This window comes from Nitrospirota bacterium (genome assembly GCA_040757595.1).
GTDB lineage: Bacteria > Nitrospirota > Nitrospiria > Nitrospirales > Nitrospiraceae > JBFLWP01.
On record JBFLWP010000003.1, the window covers coordinates 1 to 14,371 of the forward strand.

15 protein-coding genes are annotated in these 14,371 nt (G+C 65.6%); 7 read left to right on the top strand and 8 right to left on the bottom strand.

Features of this window, described 5'->3' with window-relative positions; genetic code table 11:
* Nucleotides 1-180: 180 nt before the first annotated feature.
* The 3 genes from AB1411_03540 to AB1411_03550 form a co-directional block, all read right to left on the bottom strand.
* Nucleotides 181-597, bottom strand: a complete 417-nt coding sequence (locus AB1411_03540; GenBank protein ID MEW6542664.1) for a PIN domain nuclease — start codon at nt 595-597, stop codon at nt 181-183.
* On the bottom strand, nt 594-794 hold the full coding sequence (locus AB1411_03545; protein MEW6542665.1) for a type II toxin-antitoxin system VapB family antitoxin: 201 nt from the start codon (nt 792-794) through the stop codon (nt 594-596). Before AB1411_03545 ends, AB1411_03540 begins: the two co-directional genes overlap by 4 nt.
* 105 nt (nt 795-899) lie before the next feature.
* Nucleotides 900-2,201 (bottom strand): hypothetical protein, encoded by a 1,302-nt coding sequence (locus AB1411_03550; protein MEW6542666.1) that lies wholly within the window; start codon nt 2,199-2,201, stop codon nt 900-902.
* A gap of 113 nt (nt 2,202-2,314) precedes the next feature.
* Between AB1411_03550 and AB1411_03555 the strand changes: the two genes are divergently transcribed.
* From AB1411_03555 to AB1411_03565, 3 genes are all read left to right on the top strand, one after another.
* Nucleotides 2,315-3,313, top strand: a complete 999-nt coding sequence (locus tag AB1411_03555) for a ChaN family lipoprotein (GenBank protein ID MEW6542667.1) — start codon at nt 2,315-2,317, stop codon at nt 3,311-3,313.
* A 153-nt stretch (nt 3,314-3,466) separates the two neighbouring features.
* A complete protein-coding gene (locus AB1411_03560) occupies nt 3,467-3,706 on the top strand; it encodes a CDGSH iron-sulfur domain-containing protein (GenBank protein ID MEW6542668.1) in 240 nt (79 codons plus the stop codon).
* A gap of 191 nt (nt 3,707-3,897) precedes the next feature.
* Complete coding sequence (locus AB1411_03565; GenBank protein MEW6542669.1) at nt 3,898-4,488, top strand: DNA-3-methyladenine glycosylase 2 family protein; 591 nt, start codon at nt 3,898-3,900, stop codon at nt 4,486-4,488.
* 30 nt (nt 4,489-4,518) lie between these two features.
* Here AB1411_03565 and AB1411_03570 read toward each other — a convergent pair whose 3' ends face one another.
* The 3 genes from AB1411_03570 to AB1411_03580 all read right to left on the bottom strand — a co-directional run bounded on the left by AB1411_03570 (nt 4,519) and on the right by AB1411_03580 (nt 6,734).
* A complete protein-coding gene (locus AB1411_03570) occupies nt 4,519-4,857 on the bottom strand; it encodes a type II toxin-antitoxin system PemK/MazF family toxin (GenBank protein ID MEW6542670.1) in 339 nt (112 codons plus the stop codon).
* Entirely contained in the window at nt 4,844-5,101 is a 258-nt protein-coding gene (locus AB1411_03575) for a hypothetical protein (GenBank protein ID MEW6542671.1), read from the bottom strand. Before AB1411_03575 ends, AB1411_03570 begins: the two co-directional genes overlap by 14 nt.
* A gap of 988 nt (nt 5,102-6,089) precedes the next feature.
* The gene (locus AB1411_03580; protein MEW6542672.1) at nt 6,090-6,734 is read right to left on the bottom strand and encodes a DedA family protein; all 645 of its coding nucleotides are present in this window, start codon (nt 6,732-6,734) and stop codon (nt 6,090-6,092) included.
* A gap of 204 nt (nt 6,735-6,938) precedes the next feature.
* Between AB1411_03580 and AB1411_03585 the strand changes: the two genes are divergently transcribed.
* Nucleotides 6,939-7,124 (top strand): hypothetical protein, encoded by a 186-nt coding sequence (locus AB1411_03585; protein ID MEW6542673.1) that lies wholly within the window; start codon nt 6,939-6,941, stop codon nt 7,122-7,124.
* Nucleotides 7,125-7,237: 113 nt separating this feature from the next.
* Here AB1411_03585 and AB1411_03590 read toward each other — a convergent pair whose 3' ends face one another.
* Nucleotides 7,238-8,011 carry an arylesterase gene (locus AB1411_03590; protein MEW6542674.1) on the bottom strand — a complete coding sequence of 258 codons (774 nt, stop codon included), beginning with the start codon at nt 8,009-8,011 and terminating at the stop codon, nt 7,238-7,240.
* 84 nt (nt 8,012-8,095) lie between these two features.
* Here AB1411_03590 and AB1411_03595 point away from each other — a divergent pair, with 84 nt between their 5' ends.
* From AB1411_03595 to AB1411_03605, 3 genes are all read left to right on the top strand, one after another.
* Complete coding sequence (locus AB1411_03595) at nt 8,096-8,767, top strand: ABC transporter ATP-binding protein (GenBank protein MEW6542675.1); 672 nt, start codon at nt 8,096-8,098, stop codon at nt 8,765-8,767.
* Between the two features lie 41 nt (nt 8,768-8,808).
* On the top strand, nt 8,809-11,502 hold the full coding sequence (locus AB1411_03600; protein ID MEW6542676.1) for an FtsX-like permease family protein: 2,694 nt from the start codon (nt 8,809-8,811) through the stop codon (nt 11,500-11,502).
* Between the two features lie 225 nt (nt 11,503-11,727).
* Complete coding sequence (locus tag AB1411_03605; GenBank protein MEW6542677.1) at nt 11,728-13,107, top strand: HD domain-containing protein; 1,380 nt, start codon at nt 11,728-11,730, stop codon at nt 13,105-13,107.
* Nucleotides 13,108-13,114: 7 nt separating this feature from the next.
* On the opposite strand, the gene AB1411_03610 is transcribed toward AB1411_03605, so the two are convergent.
* Nucleotides 13,115-14,362, bottom strand: coding sequence for a magnesium transporter (locus tag AB1411_03610; GenBank protein ID MEW6542678.1), 1,248 nt, complete (start codon nt 14,360-14,362; stop codon nt 13,115-13,117).
* Between the last annotated feature and the right edge of the window lie 9 nt (nt 14,363-14,371).

Genomic DNA, 14,371 nt, shown 5'->3' on the forward strand with positions numbered 1-14,371 from the left:
CTGCGAGCTTCTGCTCAGCCGGCCACCGCCGCTTCCGCCCACGCCCATTCTGGACAGGTTTGATCGTCGCTTCCATTATCCCTCCTGACCTATTCTACCTGTCCAAACCTTAAGTGGGGCACGACAGCGAGGGAAGTGCCACTGTGTCGCATAGAACCCTCCAGCGCAGTGACGGCCGCGTTAGACAACCTCTTTGGGCAACATCCGATGAAGCCGGAGGCCGCGCACCTTGGCAATCGCGTCGAAGTCCCGATCGTTGTGGAACAGCTCCGCCCCGGCCTCCAGACAGACGGCCGCAATCAGACAGTCCACGGTGCTGCGGATCGTCAATCCCTTCTTGCGGCAGGCCCGGTAGATCGCCGAAGCTTCCTCGAACGTCTCAAGGCCGCTGACGCAGAGGATGGGAAAAGCCCGCAAGAGCTCACGAGTCCTTCGAAAGGTTGCGTCCGGCCCGATCCCCTGCAGCACTTCACAGTAGATCATGTCCGTGAGCCCAACAGGCGCGCCCTCCTCAATGAGGCGCGTGAGATGGAGGTCCTGCGGCGTCGCCCTGGCCTCCAGGAAATCAATCCAGACTGTGGTGTCCGCGACGATCATGATCGGCTACGGCGCAGCGCCGCCAGATCGCCTTCCCACTTAACTCGCCCGCGCAGGGTCAAGATCTCTTTCCGCTTGGCGTCCCTGAGGAGCTGTTTCAACGCCAAATTCACCAGCTCCCGCTTCGATTTGCACTTGTAGAGTCGCAAGCCCTCCCGGACCAGGCGGCTGTCGAGATCAATGTTGGTTCTTGCCACGGTCTGCCCTCCAGTTATGCTACGTGGTGTATAATTCACGCTCATCTAGTGTATGAGCTGAATCATAGAGCCTTGCCCGAAGGAAGGCAAGCCGTTTTCCGTCCGTTACTCCGGCACCAGGATCAGCATCCAGGGCGGCGCCTCCTCCTTCATGTCCGTGAACAGCCGCGCGGTGCGGCTGGCCGGCAGGCCCGCGAAGACGGCTCCGCGGCGAATCTCGACGTAACGGAAGCGGAAGGGCCGGCCCTTCGGACCGTCGAGCACGGAGGGCAAGGCCTGACGGAGCGGCGCCAGCTCGCCGAGCGAGACGGAGCCGCCGACCGGCAAGGCGGTCAGCCGTTCGTACACAACGCCGAAGACCTGCGGCAGGATTGCCTGGGTGAAGATCACGTCGCGCGGCCGCACCTGCTGGTCTTCCAGCAATTGCGCCAGCAGCTCCCAGAAGACCTCCGTGTCCACCGCCGAGAGGACGCCCAATGTCCCGCGCCGCGCGAGCACTTCGAGCAGGGCCAGGGGCCCGCGAATCTCGAACTTCCAGGGGGGAAACAGCAGAGCCCGTCCCCCGTGCAGGACCTCCAGCGCCTCTTCCCCCTCCACCCGGACCTTCCGGAACCGGCCTTTGGTGGCCCGGAGGTGGGCGTCAATGACGGAGGGGGCCAGTCTCGTCGGCTCGAAGGCGACGGTCGGCGTGGGGGGCGCATGGCAGGTCACGATCGTATAACGGGGGAGCAGCTTCTTGAGTCTCCCGAGGTCGAACAGGTCCTGGCCGTGCCAGAATTGGAACTGAGGGCCACGGGCTCCCTCGTGACGCAGCCGCGCCAGCCGGCCGGGATCGGCCTGGAGCACCCCGCCGAGCTTGGAGCCCGGTTGCAGCCGGTCAATTCCATGGACGGTCAGCGATCGGCCGGACTCGTGCAGCCGTGGGAGATACTGCCCGGTCAATTCCTCCACGAAGGAGAGGTCGCCGGCGCCCAGATCCAGGAGGGAGGGCTGTTCCGTCTCCAGCAAGAGGTCGAAGGGGTTGCGGTGGCTCCGCACGAAAGCTTCGACAAGGTCCGGTGCCAACGGAGGTTGCCCAGGGGCTGTCCGGTCCCCGGTCAGTCCGAACAGGAGGCAGAGCGAGCGGATCGCCTTGGTCGGCGGAAGGCCGGTCATGAGCTTCAGCGCGTCGCCGGAGAGCGATTGAATGCGATCCGCCTGCCCCTGGCTGAGCCCTTGGAGGAGGGCGTCGCGCAGGGGAGCAGCCAGCGAAGAGGTCCGGACCGCTTCGGCCAGCCGCGTCAGCGTGGCCTGGACCATCGGCTGGCTGACCAACCGACGCGAGGCTTCCCAGGCAGCGGGATCGGCATCGCGGGCTTGGGCCAGCTTGGCTCTGAACTCGGCGAGGAGCTGCGGATCGAGCGTCATGGGAGCGGCAGGATAGTCTCGGTTTTCCAAACCAGTCAAGGTCGCGCTTGCCGCTCGCCCGCCCCTGTGTTAGGTAGAAACTGGTTCGCTTCCCAATGATGGAAGGTCTTCTCATGGTTCGCGCGCTCCGTCGTCGGGTATTCTCCGCCGCGTTCCTGCTCCTCTGGCTGCTGCTCACCCAGTCCCTTCTCCCGTGGGCGGCGGAACCGTCCTCCGAGTCGGGCGACTCGCTGCCGCTGTTTCGGGAATGGCAGGTCTGGGAGGTGAAGAGCGGCAAGCCGATTCCCTTCGAACAGCTCGCCCCGGATCTGGCGGCCGTGGACGTCATCTACCTGGGCGAAGAGCACCATAATCGGTGGCATATCGAAGCGGCGCTCCTCGTCCTCCGGAGCCTCCTGGATCGGGGGCGCCGGCCGATCCTGGCGGTGGAGATGTTCGGCTGGGACGGGCAGGAGGCCCTGGACCGGTACCTGGCGGACCCGAGCGAGGCGCGGGATCGGTTCCTGCGGGAGTCTCTGTGGGAGCAGAACTGGGGCGGTGCCTTCGAGGACTATGAGCCGCTGGTCCGTCTGGCGCGGGAACAGCGGCTGGCCGTCCTGGCGCTCAATCCCCCCAAGTCCCTCGTCCGCAAGGTGGCGATGCAGGGCCTGTCCCGCGCCAAGGACGATCCGGAGATGGCGCGGTGGGGCATGAAGGAGGAGGTCCTAGTCGAGGAGCCGGCCTATCGGGAGATCATCGTCAACCAACTGCGGCTCTGCCACGGCGGGATGGCCGACGACGCCTACGAGCGGATGTACGAGGCCTCGGTCTTTCGCGATGAGGGCATGGCCAAGACCATCGCCGATCGGCTGAAGGCCGCTGGAGCTGCGCAACAGACGGAGCCGCTCGGCCCGATCGTCAGCTACACGGGCAGCGGCCACATCCAGTATCGCCTGCCGGTGCCCGACCGGGTCAGCCGGCGGGCCGAGTCGGTCCGACAGGTCACCATCTATTTGTCGTCGTACGATCCCTCCCGCGCCGAAGAGATCCGGTCGCTGCTCAAAGACTCGGTGGCGGATTACGTCTGGCTGACGCCGATGAGCCCCCACGGTCCGCCCCGCCGCTGCCGGTGATTCACGCCTTTATTTCCCGGATTGTGTTCAAGTACAATGCCGCTACTGTCGGGGCGCGAGGCCCGAGGCGAAGGGGCACGTGGTGAGATCCTGCAAGCCCACAACCGCGTGCCCCGTGCCTCGAAACCCCGCAGCCGTTTGCCGGAGGAAAACATGGCCGATCAGGTGGTGGTTGCCCAGCGGACGCCGTACGTGCTGGAGGTGGAGCCGGGCAAGTATTGGTGGTGCCGGTGCGGACGGTCGAAAACGCAGCCGTTTTGCGACGGGTCCCACACGGGCACGGAGTTCGCGCCGGTCGAAGTCGAGTTCAGGGAACGAAAGCGGGTCGCCTTCTGCGGATGCAAGCACACAAAAAAGCCGCCCTTCTGCGACGGCACGCATTCGAGGATTTAGCTCGAAATGCTGGACGATGAACGCTGAATTGAAGATTCCCGCCGCCTTGCTTTCAACGCTCTGCATTTTGCGTTCAGCGTACAGCATTTAGCATTGAGACGATGGCTCTCCTGCCCGCTTCCGACCGCCGCCTCACTGCGTCGAACGGATTCGATGAAGCCTGTCGCCGTCTGGCGCAAGCCGATCCGGTCATGCAGACCCTCATCGCCCGGGTCGGGCCCTGCACGTTGCGGCCGCGGCGTCACCACTTCGCGACCCTCTGTGATTCGATCGTCTCCCAGCAGCTCTCCATCGTCGTGGCCGAGGTGATCTACGACCGGTTCGTGACGCTCTATCCGAAGCGGCGTCCCACGCCGGAGACGGTCGCCGCGACGCCGCTTCGGCGCCTGAAGGCCGTGGGCCTGTCCGGTCAGAAGGCGAGCTATCTGAAGGACTTGGCGGCGGGCTTCCTGGACGGACGGGTTCAGCCCCGGCGGCTGGGGCGCCAGTCGAACGAAGAGGTCATCGCGGCGCTCACCTCGGTCCACGGGATCGGCCGATGGACGGCGGAGATGTTCCTCATCTTCTCGCTCAACCGGCCGGACGTGCTGCCGGTGGACGACTTGGGGATCAGGAAGGCGATCCAGCGCTGGTACGGGTTCAAGACCCTGCCGGCCGCCAGGACCATCAAAAGGCTCGGGGAGCCCTGGCATCCCTACGAGAGCGTCGCCTCCTGGTACCTCTGGCGAAGCCTGCGGCTGCCTAGCGCTTCCGCTTCCCCGATGGGGGAGCGGCGAAGGTGAGGAAGAAGCGTTGTCACAACGTTTCGGGCTTTACAGATCGAACACCTCGCGCAGCCGTTGACGGACCTCTTGGAAATCGCTTTCAGAAGCCGACCCAAGTTTTCGATGGATCATATCCTGTTTGATCGTCCTGACCACTCCGGTCACAACGGACGGGTGCAGGAGGCCGGATTGGCGCCAGTCGTTCAGCTTGAAATCCCCAAAGAGGATTCGACTGACATTGCTGGTGATCGCCGCCACGATGGTTTCGCGGCGCTTCTGATGGTAGCGGGGGACGCTCAGCACCAGAGCCGGCCGGCGCTTGACACCGCTTTCGTCGGAGAAGACGAAATTCACCAGCACGACATCGCCGTGATCACAGTCGATCATAGGCGGCGTCTTTGTCGTTGTCCCACAGGGCAGCCAGCACGGGATCGGCCTTCGACGTCAAGGCCAAGAGATGGTCCTGATCGGCCTCGTTGCCCAGGTCTTCCTTCAGGCGAGCCTCAACCGCTTCCAGGACATACTGGCTGATGGGAAGGTCCCGCTTGGCCGCGGCGATGCGAATGCGCCGGCGGGCCTGGGGCGGCACATCAATGCTGAGTCGGGCCCGTTTCGACGGGAGAGAAGCCATATCATCCCTCACTGGCGGACCGTAGCAGAGGCGGAACTGCCGTGTCAATCAGCATTGGCACATTGGCACAAAGGCAGAGCCCGAACCGCTTACGCCGTTTCGCGCATTGCTACGGTCAGTCGAGCTTGCTACTTTTTCGGCCAGTGGCCGATGATTTTTGACCTGGAATTCTCCACCGTTTCGGCCATCCCTCCCCATAAGTCCATGGAGGTCTCCATGCTAAGGACAACGAGGTGCCGCCGGTAGGTTAGTGGCATCGTTGCTGGTGGTTTTTGCCTTTGGGTGCGCACCCGGCACATATAAGGCAAATCTATACGGAGTCACCTGGGAAGGTGAACGGGCCCGCCTGTACCAACAGGCTGTCACCGAGAAAGATTGGCCATCCGCCCTGTCCCTCCTGCGCGAAGAGATCACCGACCCTTCCCCGAAGACCAATTTCCTTAATGCTATGTTGCGGCTGAAAGGTCTTGAGAGCCTTCGTGAAATAGTCCGTAACGTTGGGGTACGCCCTGGAAATGACGAGGATGCCTTGCAGTTTTACAACGAAGCGCCGCGGTACCTGCAAAACGACGAATACAATCAAGCTATTCTGCACAATGTTCTAGCTCAATACTATTCAACATCGTATCGGAACGGATTGGCTTTACCGTACGTCAGGAAGTATACCGACTATTTTGAGCGGACAAAGAGGGATCAAGCACTTCTTGCGAGGGGCTATTCCTTGCTTGCAGGAGCTTCCACTGATATGGGTGACCGGAAACTCGCCAAGCTTTACTGGGATAAATCACTTGACGTGTGGCAAGAACATCTTGAGCGATCGGGGAAGCGAGCAAGTCAACAGGACTGGCAGGGCTGGTACCGAGCTCTCACGGACTATGGGAACTTCGCATCCTCTAAGCCCGCCGCAGCGGGCCTAGCCCAGGAGGTTGAGAGAGTCTGGAAACTCATGGAGCCAGTCAGTAAAGACCCCCCAGCTTGCTGGGGGGCTTTACTCTCGTCGGCCGGTAGCGGCGGGCTTAGCCGTGAGCCGCATGACTAGCACGTAGAGCACACAGAGCAGCAGCGCGCCGCCCCCCACCAGCCAGGAACGTTCACGCAGCACTTGCACCAGGCGGCCGGGGTTGGCGACCAAGTCCGGCTGATCCCCCAGCAGATTCCCGCCGTACCAGGCCAGGACCCAACACCAGAGACCCGCGCCCACGATCGTCATCGCGCTGTAAAGCCCGAAGGGCATCCGCACGATTCCGGCCGGGATGCCGATCAGGTGCCGGACCACCGGCACCAGCCGGGCGAAGAAAACCCCGCCGGCCTCGTAGCGGGCGAGCCACCGCTCGGCCCGGAGCAGCTTGTCTTCGGGACAGAAGACGTACTTCCCATAGCGGATCAGCAAAGGACGTCCAAGCCACCGGGCCGCCCAGTAGGTGACCGCCGCCCCGATGTAGCTTCCGACCGTGCCCGCCAGGACGACGCCGCCGAAGCTGTACCGGCCCTGCGCCGCCCAATAGGCGGCGGGCGGGATCACCACCTCGCTGGGAATCGGCACGATAGAGCTCTCCATCGCCATCAGGACCACGATCCCGGGATAGCCCCAATCGTGGACCCACTGGAACCAGAGACTGATCCATCCATTCATGCGCGGGAATCTCCGCTACGCCGGCACGGTCTGCGACGAAGGCGCGCGATTGTACCGCGCCGGATCGTGCCACGCCACAAAAACCTGAACGAGTCGGCTGTGCGGAGAGAGCGTCAACCCCCTTGCGCCGGGTCAGGCGTTTCGGTACAATCGCCCCCATTTTGCGGCCGGGGGTCCCGGCCTGAACCATAGGAGGTTGTTCCCATGAGAAGAGTCGGTGTGCAGTTGTGGAGCGGTGCCTTGTCCGTGCTGATGGGGGCGTCCCTCGCGCTCGCCAACGAGCCGAAGGGTGGCGCGCCGGATTACAGCGGCATCTCGTACATGTACTATACGTTGATCGGCCTCATCCTGGCCTACGGCGTCTACGACACCTTCTTGAAGAAGTCCTGATCCTCCTCAGGTCTTTACTCTTCCGCCAAACCGGAACCACAAGCTCGGATCACGGTCCGATTGTGCGTCGCCGGCTTGGTGTGTCCTCACGCAGCCGCATCGTTCACAGCGGCCTACCCCTTGCTGCGATCGGGCTTCTCCAGCATCGGCTCCAGGATCGGGAGCAGGTGGTCCACGATCACCCGGTAGCCTTCGGCCGTCGGGTGGATGCCGTCCGCCTGGTTCAGTGAGGTCGAGGCGGCGACCCCCTCCAGAAAGAACGGCGGGGATGGGAGCCGGTACTTCCGCGCCAGCTCGGGATAGAGGGCCGCGAACCGGCCTGCGTACTCCGCCCCGTAGTTGGGCGGCAGCTTCATGCCGGCCAGCACGACCGTCACGCCTGCGGCCTGCAGCCGCTCGATGATCCGCTCCAGGTTGGCTCGCGTCTGGTCCAGGTTCAGCCCTCGTAATCCGTCGTTCGCGCCCAGTTCCAGGATGACCAGTTGCGGCTGGCTCGTGAGCACCCAGTCCACCCGCCGCACCCCGCCCGCGGTCGTGTCGCCGCTCACCCCCGCGTTGATCACCCGGTAGCGGTAGCCGGCCTGGTCGAGCCGACGTTGCAACTGCGAGGGATAGGAGTCCTCGGCGGCGACCCCGAGTCCGGCCGTCAGACTGTCCCCGAAGGCGACGATGCGCGGCCGGTCTTCACGGGCCTGGTCGCCGCCACGTCCGGGCTGGCTCGTAACGTCGGTCCCGATCCGTTGCCCGAACCCGTCGTGCGGCGAGCTGGCGACGGAAGAGGAGGGAGGGGGGACCGGCTCCTGGGCCCGGTCGCAGGCGGCCAGCCCGACTGCGGCCAAGAGGATGGCCGGCAGCCAGAGCGCGCGGTATGCCGATCCGTTGATCATGCGCAAAACAGTTGTGAAATCCTCCACACAGTATAATATAGCCGCTGGTCGCCCCGTGCACGTGCATCTCTCGGAGGACGGAGAATGATCTCAATCCAGCACCTCTTCATGTGCCTCACCGCCGGCGGCCATCCCGTCACGATCCTCAACAACGTGTCGCTGGAGATTCCGGAGAAGCAGATGGTCGCGATCGTCGGCCCGTCGGGGAGCGGCAAGTCCACCCTGCTGGGGCTGATCGCCGGCTTGGACAGGCCTACCTCCGGCTCGATCCTGCTGGATGGCGTGGACATCACCACCCTGGCCGAAGACCAGATGGCCCGCTACCGGCGACAGAAGATCGGCTACATCTTCCAGTCCTTCCACCTGATCCCCACCCTCACGGCCCTTGAGAATGTCGCGGTCCCGCTGGAGCTGAACGGGGACCCGCAGGCCAGGGACCGGTCGGCCGAGCTCCTCGACGCAGTGGGATTGGGCGACCGGCTGGGCCACTATCCGGTGCAACTGTCCGGCGGGGAGCAGCAGCGCGTGGCGGTGGCCCGCGCCTTCGCGTGCCGGCCGCCGATCCTCCTGGCCGACGAGCCGACCGGCAACCTGGACTCGACCACCGGGCAGCAGGTCATCGAGCTGCTCCTCTCGCTGAACCGCGACCAGGGCAGCACGCTCGTGCTCGTCACCCACGACCCGGCCCTCGCCTCCTACGCCGAGCGGGTCGTGGCCCTCCGCGACGGCCGGATCGAATCGGATCAAACGAGATGAAGGGTAGTCCTTCTCTGAGGTCGTTCCCGTTTTCTCTTCGCATGGCTTGGCGGGAAACACGGGCGGCCTGGCGCCATTTCCTCTACTTCTTCGTCTGCATCGCGTTGGGAGTGGGGGCCCTCGTCGGCGTGGCCCTCTTCGCGGCTAAGGTGGAGCGGGCCGTCACGCGGGAGGCGCGGGGCCTCATGGCGGGCGACCTGGAAGTCCGCCTCTCCCACCCGCTGAGCGAAACAGGGCAGGAAGTCCTCCGTTCACTCGCCCCGCGCGGGATCGCGGTCGCGCACGTGAGTGAGCTGGCCGCCATGGCGGCGGTGGTCACGGATGACCCCACGGCGCAGCGGATTCCTTCGCAGATCGTGGAGCTCAAGGCGGTGGAGGAGGGCTATCCCTTCTACGGCGCGCTCGTGCTCGACTCGGACCAGACGTTGATGCGCTTGCTGGCTCCGCCGGAGGAAGTGTGTCGGCGGGGAGAGGGTGTGGGGGAAGGGAGAGCCTGTTACGGAGCTGTGGTGCAGGAGTCGCTGCTGATCCGCCTGGGCCTTTCGGTCGGCCAGCAGGTGAAGATCGGCGAGGCGGTCTTCACGATCACCGGCGTGCTCAAGAAGGAGCCGGACCGGGTGGCCGGGGCCTTCAGCCTGGGACCCCGCGTGATGGTCTCGCAAGAAGGGCTCGCCGCCGCTGCGCTCGTCAAGCCGGGAAGCCGCGTGCGGGAACGGTATCTTCTGAAGGTCCCGGCCGGCACCGCGATCGAGCCGCTGCTCTTTGAGCTGCGCGGCCGGCTTGCGCGGGAGTCGGCCCGCGTGATCCATTACCGGGACGCTCAGCCGCAGCTCAAGCGCTTCCTGGATCAGCTTACCCGCTACCTCGGCCTCATCGGCCTGACCGCCCTCTTCGTCGGAGGGATCGGCGTGGCCAGCTCGGTCCAGGCCTTCCTGCGGGAGAAGATGACGACGATCGCCGTCCTCAAGACCGTGGGCGCCAATTCGGGAACGGTCCTCCGCACCTATCTGATCCAGACCCTGCTGCTCGGGACGGTCGGCAGCCTGGTCGGCATCGCCCTCGGCCTGGCCCTGCAAGCCGGGCTTCCCGGGCTGATGGCTACGCTCCTGCCGCTCGCCGCGATCGAGTTGACGGCGACATCCGCTTCAGCGGCCCTGCCGATCCTGAAGGGGATGGCCATGGGTATCCTGACCACGCTGCTCTTCACCCTCTGGCCGCTTTTGGGCGTCAGGGACGTCCGGCCGGCGGTGATCTTCCGGCGGGACGTGCTTCCCGTCGCAGGCATGTGGCAGCCCCTGTTTCCCTTGGACTGGCGGAAGCTCCTCGCGTCGGTGGACCGGGTGCGCGTCGGGACGGCCCTGGGCATCGGGCTCGGCCTGGCTGGCTTGGCCATCTGGCAGGCCGGTTCCTGGCGGGTTGGGCTCCTCTTCATCGGGGCCCTGGCTGCGGCGGTGCTCGTGCTCTACGTGGCCACGCTGCTCCTGATCCGTGTCCTCCGGCTCGTGCCCGGTCCCCGCTCGCTGGCCCTGCGTCATGCGATCGGGAACCTCCACCGGCCGGGCGGCCAGGCCGTGGGGGTGATGGTCTCGGTAGGCATCGGGGTCATGGTGATCGTGGGCGCCTCGCTGCTCGAACGGTCGCTCGTCAACGAGCTGGGGGAGAACCGGCCGGTGAATTCGCCCACCTTTTTCTTCATTGACATCCAGCCGGACCAGCGGGAGGGCTTCATCCATCTGTTGGGCAGCCTGCCGAACGTGCCCCGTCCCGAGCTGACGCCACTCGTCCGCTCGCGCCTGCATGCGCTCAACGGGAAGCCGGTGGAGCTGGAGGAGGAGGCCGGCGGGGAGGCGGCTGAGGGCGAGCGGAACCGGCCGGAGCGGCCAAGAGACCAACAGAAGGGTCGAGAGGATCGGAAATCCTGGTACGCCACCCGCGAGTACGTGCTGACGTTCCTGGACTCTCTGCCCAAGGACAACGTGATCCTCAAGGGCCGGTGGTGGCCGGCCGGGGAGCTCTCGCCCGGGCCGCTCGTGTCGGTGGAGGAAGAGGCGGCCAGGAACCTGGGTCTGGACCTCGGCTCCACGGTCGAGTTCGAGATCCAGGGGGCCACGGTGACCGCTGAGGTCTCCAGCATCCGCAAGGTGGACTGGAGCACCTTCTCGACGAACTTCTACATGATCCTCTCGCCCGGCTCACTGACCGGGGCGCCGTTCACCTACGTCGCGACGGTCCGGGTGCCGCCCGAACAGGAAGTCCCGCTGCAGCAGGCGGTGGTCGCCGCCTTCCCGAACGTCACGGCCATCAACATCGGGGACGTGCTGGACAGTTTTTCGCGGATCGTCGAGCGCCTCTCCCTGGCCATCCGGGGCGTAGCCCTCTTCTGCGTGCTGACCGGCGGCATCGTCATGGCCGCCGCCCTGGCCGCCACCCGCTACCGGCGGCTCTACGAATCCGTGATCCTCAAGGCATTGGGCGCCACGAGAACGTTGGTCGCACAGGCCTTCGCCGCCGAATATGCGATGCTGGGAGCCGTGGCGGGCCTGCTCGGCATCCTGCTGGCGAGCGTCCTCTCCTGGACGCTCCTCTATTTCGTCTTCGAGTTGAGCTGGTCGTTCCATCCGAAGATCCTCGTCGTCAGCCTCCTGCTGACGGTCCTCCTGACCCTGGCGGTCGGCTTCCTCAGCACGTTCCGCCTCCTTGGGGAGAGGCCGCTCGCCATCCTCCGGCACGAGTAAGGCTGCTGAAAAAAGCCGCCAGCTTCGTTCAATCACCCATTGCACGAAGCTAAGCAATGGGTACCCGGCGTCTCCCTGCGACGTACCTCCCCAAAAGTACGCCTCAGTCGCCGCGCTTCCTGCGGCCTTGCTGGCAGCGTTTTTGAGCAGCCTTCAGGAAGGAAAGCGGGCTGGTTGCCTCCTGCCGCTTGCCTCCTGTGCCCGGTTCGTGCAGGATCGGCTCCCATGGGGATCACTCTGCGATTCGAGGACCAGGAGCTGGCCCGGTCGCTCACGGCCATCTGCGAGACCGTGCGCGCGGCGGGAGGCCGTGCCCTCTTGGTGGGCGGTTGCGTCCGTGACGCGGCCCTCGGCCTTCCAGCCAAGGACCTGGACCTCGAAATCTACGGGATTGCGCCGGAGGGATTGCGCGACCTGCTGGCGCCGCACTTCCCTCTCGAGCTCGTCGGCCAGTCCTTCCGGATCTTCAAGGTCCGGGGCCTGCCGATAGATCTGTCCCTGCCCTGCCGTAAGTCCGTCGCGGTGCCCGCGGCGGCCTCCTACGATCCGACCATGACGGTCGGGGAGGCCGCCTCGCGGCGGGACTTCACGATCAATGCGATCGCGCTCGATCCGCTCACCAGCGAAGTGCTCGATCCGCACGGGGGCCTCCGCGACCTTGAGGCCCGTGTCCTTCGGCACACGTCGGAGAAATTCGGCGAAGACCCGCTGCGCGTCCTCCGCGCCGTGCAGCTTGCGTCCCGGTTCGACCTGACCGTGGCGCCGGAGACCGTCTCGCTCTGCCGGACCCTGAGCCACGAGGGGTTGGCCAGGGAGCGGGTGTTCGAGGAGTGGCGCAAGCTGCTCCTCAAGGGAGTTAGACCTTCCCGCGGCCTGAGCTTTCTCAAGGACTGCGGCTGGGTGAACGGTTATCCGGAGCTGGTCCCGCTCAGCGGCTGCCCGCAGGGGCCGGACTATCATCCGGAGGGGGACGTGTGGACCCACACGCTCCACTGTCTGGACGCCTTCGCGGGGGAGCGAATCGGCGACGACTGGGAAGATTTAATCGTGGGCTTCGCCGTCCTCTGCCACGACCTCGGCAAGCCGGCCGCGACCAGGACGGAACGGGGGCGCATCCATTCGCGCGGGCACGAGACGATCAGCGAGGAGCTCACCGTGACGTTTCTCCGCCGACTCACGAACCAGGAGGCCCTCGTCGAGGCGGTGGCGCCGCTCGTGCGCGCGCACCTGCGGCCGCAGGCCCTGTACGAGGCCAAGGCCGGGGACAGCGCGGTCCGCCGCCTGGCCCGGGAGGTGGGCCGGATCGATCGGCTGGTGCGGGTGGCCCGCTTCGACCAGATGGGAAGGCCGCCGAGACCCTTCGACGGCTTTCCCGCAGGAACCTGGCTGCTGGAGAAGAGCCGGACCTTGGGGGTGGAGCGGGAGAAGCCCAAGCCGCTCGTCCTGGGCCGGCACCTGCTGGAGCTGGGGCTCGCGCCAGGCCAGCAGGTCGGCCGGATCCTCGCCGCCTGCTACGAGGCCCAGCTCGACGGCACCTTCACGACGCTGGACGAGGGCATCGAATACGCAAAACGGGAGCTGACCCGGCGCAGAATTCTGAGTTAGGGGACCGTCACAGGACCAGCATGGTGGCCAGCCAGAGGAACAGCCCCATGCTGGCCACGTCCGTCGCGGTGGTGACGAAGATGCTCGAGGCGGTGGCCGGGTCCGCGCCGAACTTTTTGAGCGCAATCGGCACCAGCGCGCCGAAGACCCCGCTGACGATGCAGCTCCCGGTCATCGCCAGCAGCACGACCGCCGCCAACATCGGGGCGTGCGGATGGCCGTGCAGGCTGGCGTAGCCGTACATCGCCAGCGCCGCCACCACTCCCACGAGCGCGCCGTTCAGCAGGCCGAGCAAGGCTTCCTTGCTGAACTGTTGTTTCTCCTTGCCGCGGCGCAGCTCCCCCAGTGCGAGCCCGCGCAGGGTCACGGCCAGGGCCTGGCAGCCGGTGTTCCCCGACTGGCCGGCCAGGACCGGCAGGAAGACCGCCAGGGCCACGACTTGGCCGATGGTTTCTTCAAATACTCCGACCACTCCCGCGGCCAAAAACGCCGTGAGCAGATTGATCTGCAGCCAGGGGTGACGGAACTTGAAGCTGCGCCACCAGTGCGTGGCCAACCGCTCTTCCTCCTCGACGCCGACCATGCGGCCGGCCTGGGCGCTGATCCTGGTGTTCTGCTCTTCGAACAGCACGTAGCCGCGGACCAGGCCGACGATCCGGCCCTGTTCGTCGCACACCGGATAGACCGGATAATGCCGGTGCCACACGGCGCGGACGGCATCGGGCACCCCCATGCGCGGGGTGAGGAAGAAGGGGTCCCGCAGCATGATGTCGGCCACGCGCTGCGTCGGCTCCGCGAGCACCAGCTCCCGCATCACGAGCACGCCCAAGAGCTTCTTCTGCGCGTCCGTCACGTAGCCGTAGGTGATGAAGGCTTCCTTCACCATCGTTCGCAACTGCTCGATCGCCTCCCGCACGGTCAGGTCCGGGCTGAACAGTCCGATGGGCCGCTCCATCAGCCGGCCGACGGAGTTCACCGGAAAGGTCAGGTTCACGGCCCATTGCTCGCTCTGCGGCGACGGCAACAGGGAGAGGACGGCTCTCTTCCGGTCCTTCTTGAACCGCGACAGGATTTTCAGGGCGAGCGAGTGATTGAGGGCCAGCAGGACCTTGCCGATCACCTGATCCGGCTCCTGCATGAGCTGCTCCGCGGCCCCTTTCGGCGTGCTCTGCTCGACGTCCGCGGTCAGCTTCTTGACGTGCTGCTCGTGGCCGGCGTCGGGAGCGGCGGTTGAGGATTGCGGCGTCGGTTCCATCGTCAACCC

Coding starts and splice junctions, on each gene's coding strand:
- AB1411_03610 (MEW6542678.1), bottom strand. CDS start 14,362: ATGGAACCGACGCCGCAATCCTCAACCGCCGCTCCCGACGCCGGCCAC.
- AB1411_03540 (MEW6542664.1), bottom strand. CDS start 597: ATGATCGTCGCGGACACCACAGTCTGGATTGATTTCCTGGAGGCCAGG.
- AB1411_03585 (MEW6542673.1), top strand. CDS start 6,939: ATGAGAAGAGTCGGTGTGCAGTTGTGGAGCGGTGCCTTGTCCGTGCTG.
- AB1411_03590 (MEW6542674.1), bottom strand. CDS start 8,011: ATGATCAACGGATCGGCATACCGCGCGCTCTGGCTGCCGGCCATCCTC.
- AB1411_03570 (MEW6542670.1), bottom strand. CDS start 4,857: ATGATCGACTGTGATCACGGCGATGTCGTGCTGGTGAATTTCGTCTTC.
- AB1411_03595 (MEW6542675.1), top strand. CDS start 8,096: ATGATCTCAATCCAGCACCTCTTCATGTGCCTCACCGCCGGCGGCCAT.
- AB1411_03550 (MEW6542666.1), bottom strand. CDS start 2,201: ATGACGCTCGATCCGCAGCTCCTCGCCGAGTTCAGAGCCAAGCTGGCC.
- AB1411_03575 (MEW6542671.1), bottom strand. CDS start 5,101: ATGGCTTCTCTCCCGTCGAAACGGGCCCGACTCAGCATTGATGTGCCG.
- AB1411_03555 (MEW6542667.1), top strand. CDS start 2,315: ATGGTTCGCGCGCTCCGTCGTCGGGTATTCTCCGCCGCGTTCCTGCTC.
- AB1411_03580 (MEW6542672.1), bottom strand. CDS start 6,734: ATGAATGGATGGATCAGTCTCTGGTTCCAGTGGGTCCACGATTGGGGC.
- AB1411_03560 (MEW6542668.1), top strand. CDS start 3,467: ATGGCCGATCAGGTGGTGGTTGCCCAGCGGACGCCGTACGTGCTGGAG.
- AB1411_03565 (MEW6542669.1), top strand. CDS start 3,898: ATGCAGACCCTCATCGCCCGGGTCGGGCCCTGCACGTTGCGGCCGCGG.
- AB1411_03605 (MEW6542677.1), top strand. CDS start 11,728: ATGGGGATCACTCTGCGATTCGAGGACCAGGAGCTGGCCCGGTCGCTC.
- AB1411_03600 (MEW6542676.1), top strand. CDS start 8,809: ATGGCTTGGCGGGAAACACGGGCGGCCTGGCGCCATTTCCTCTACTTC.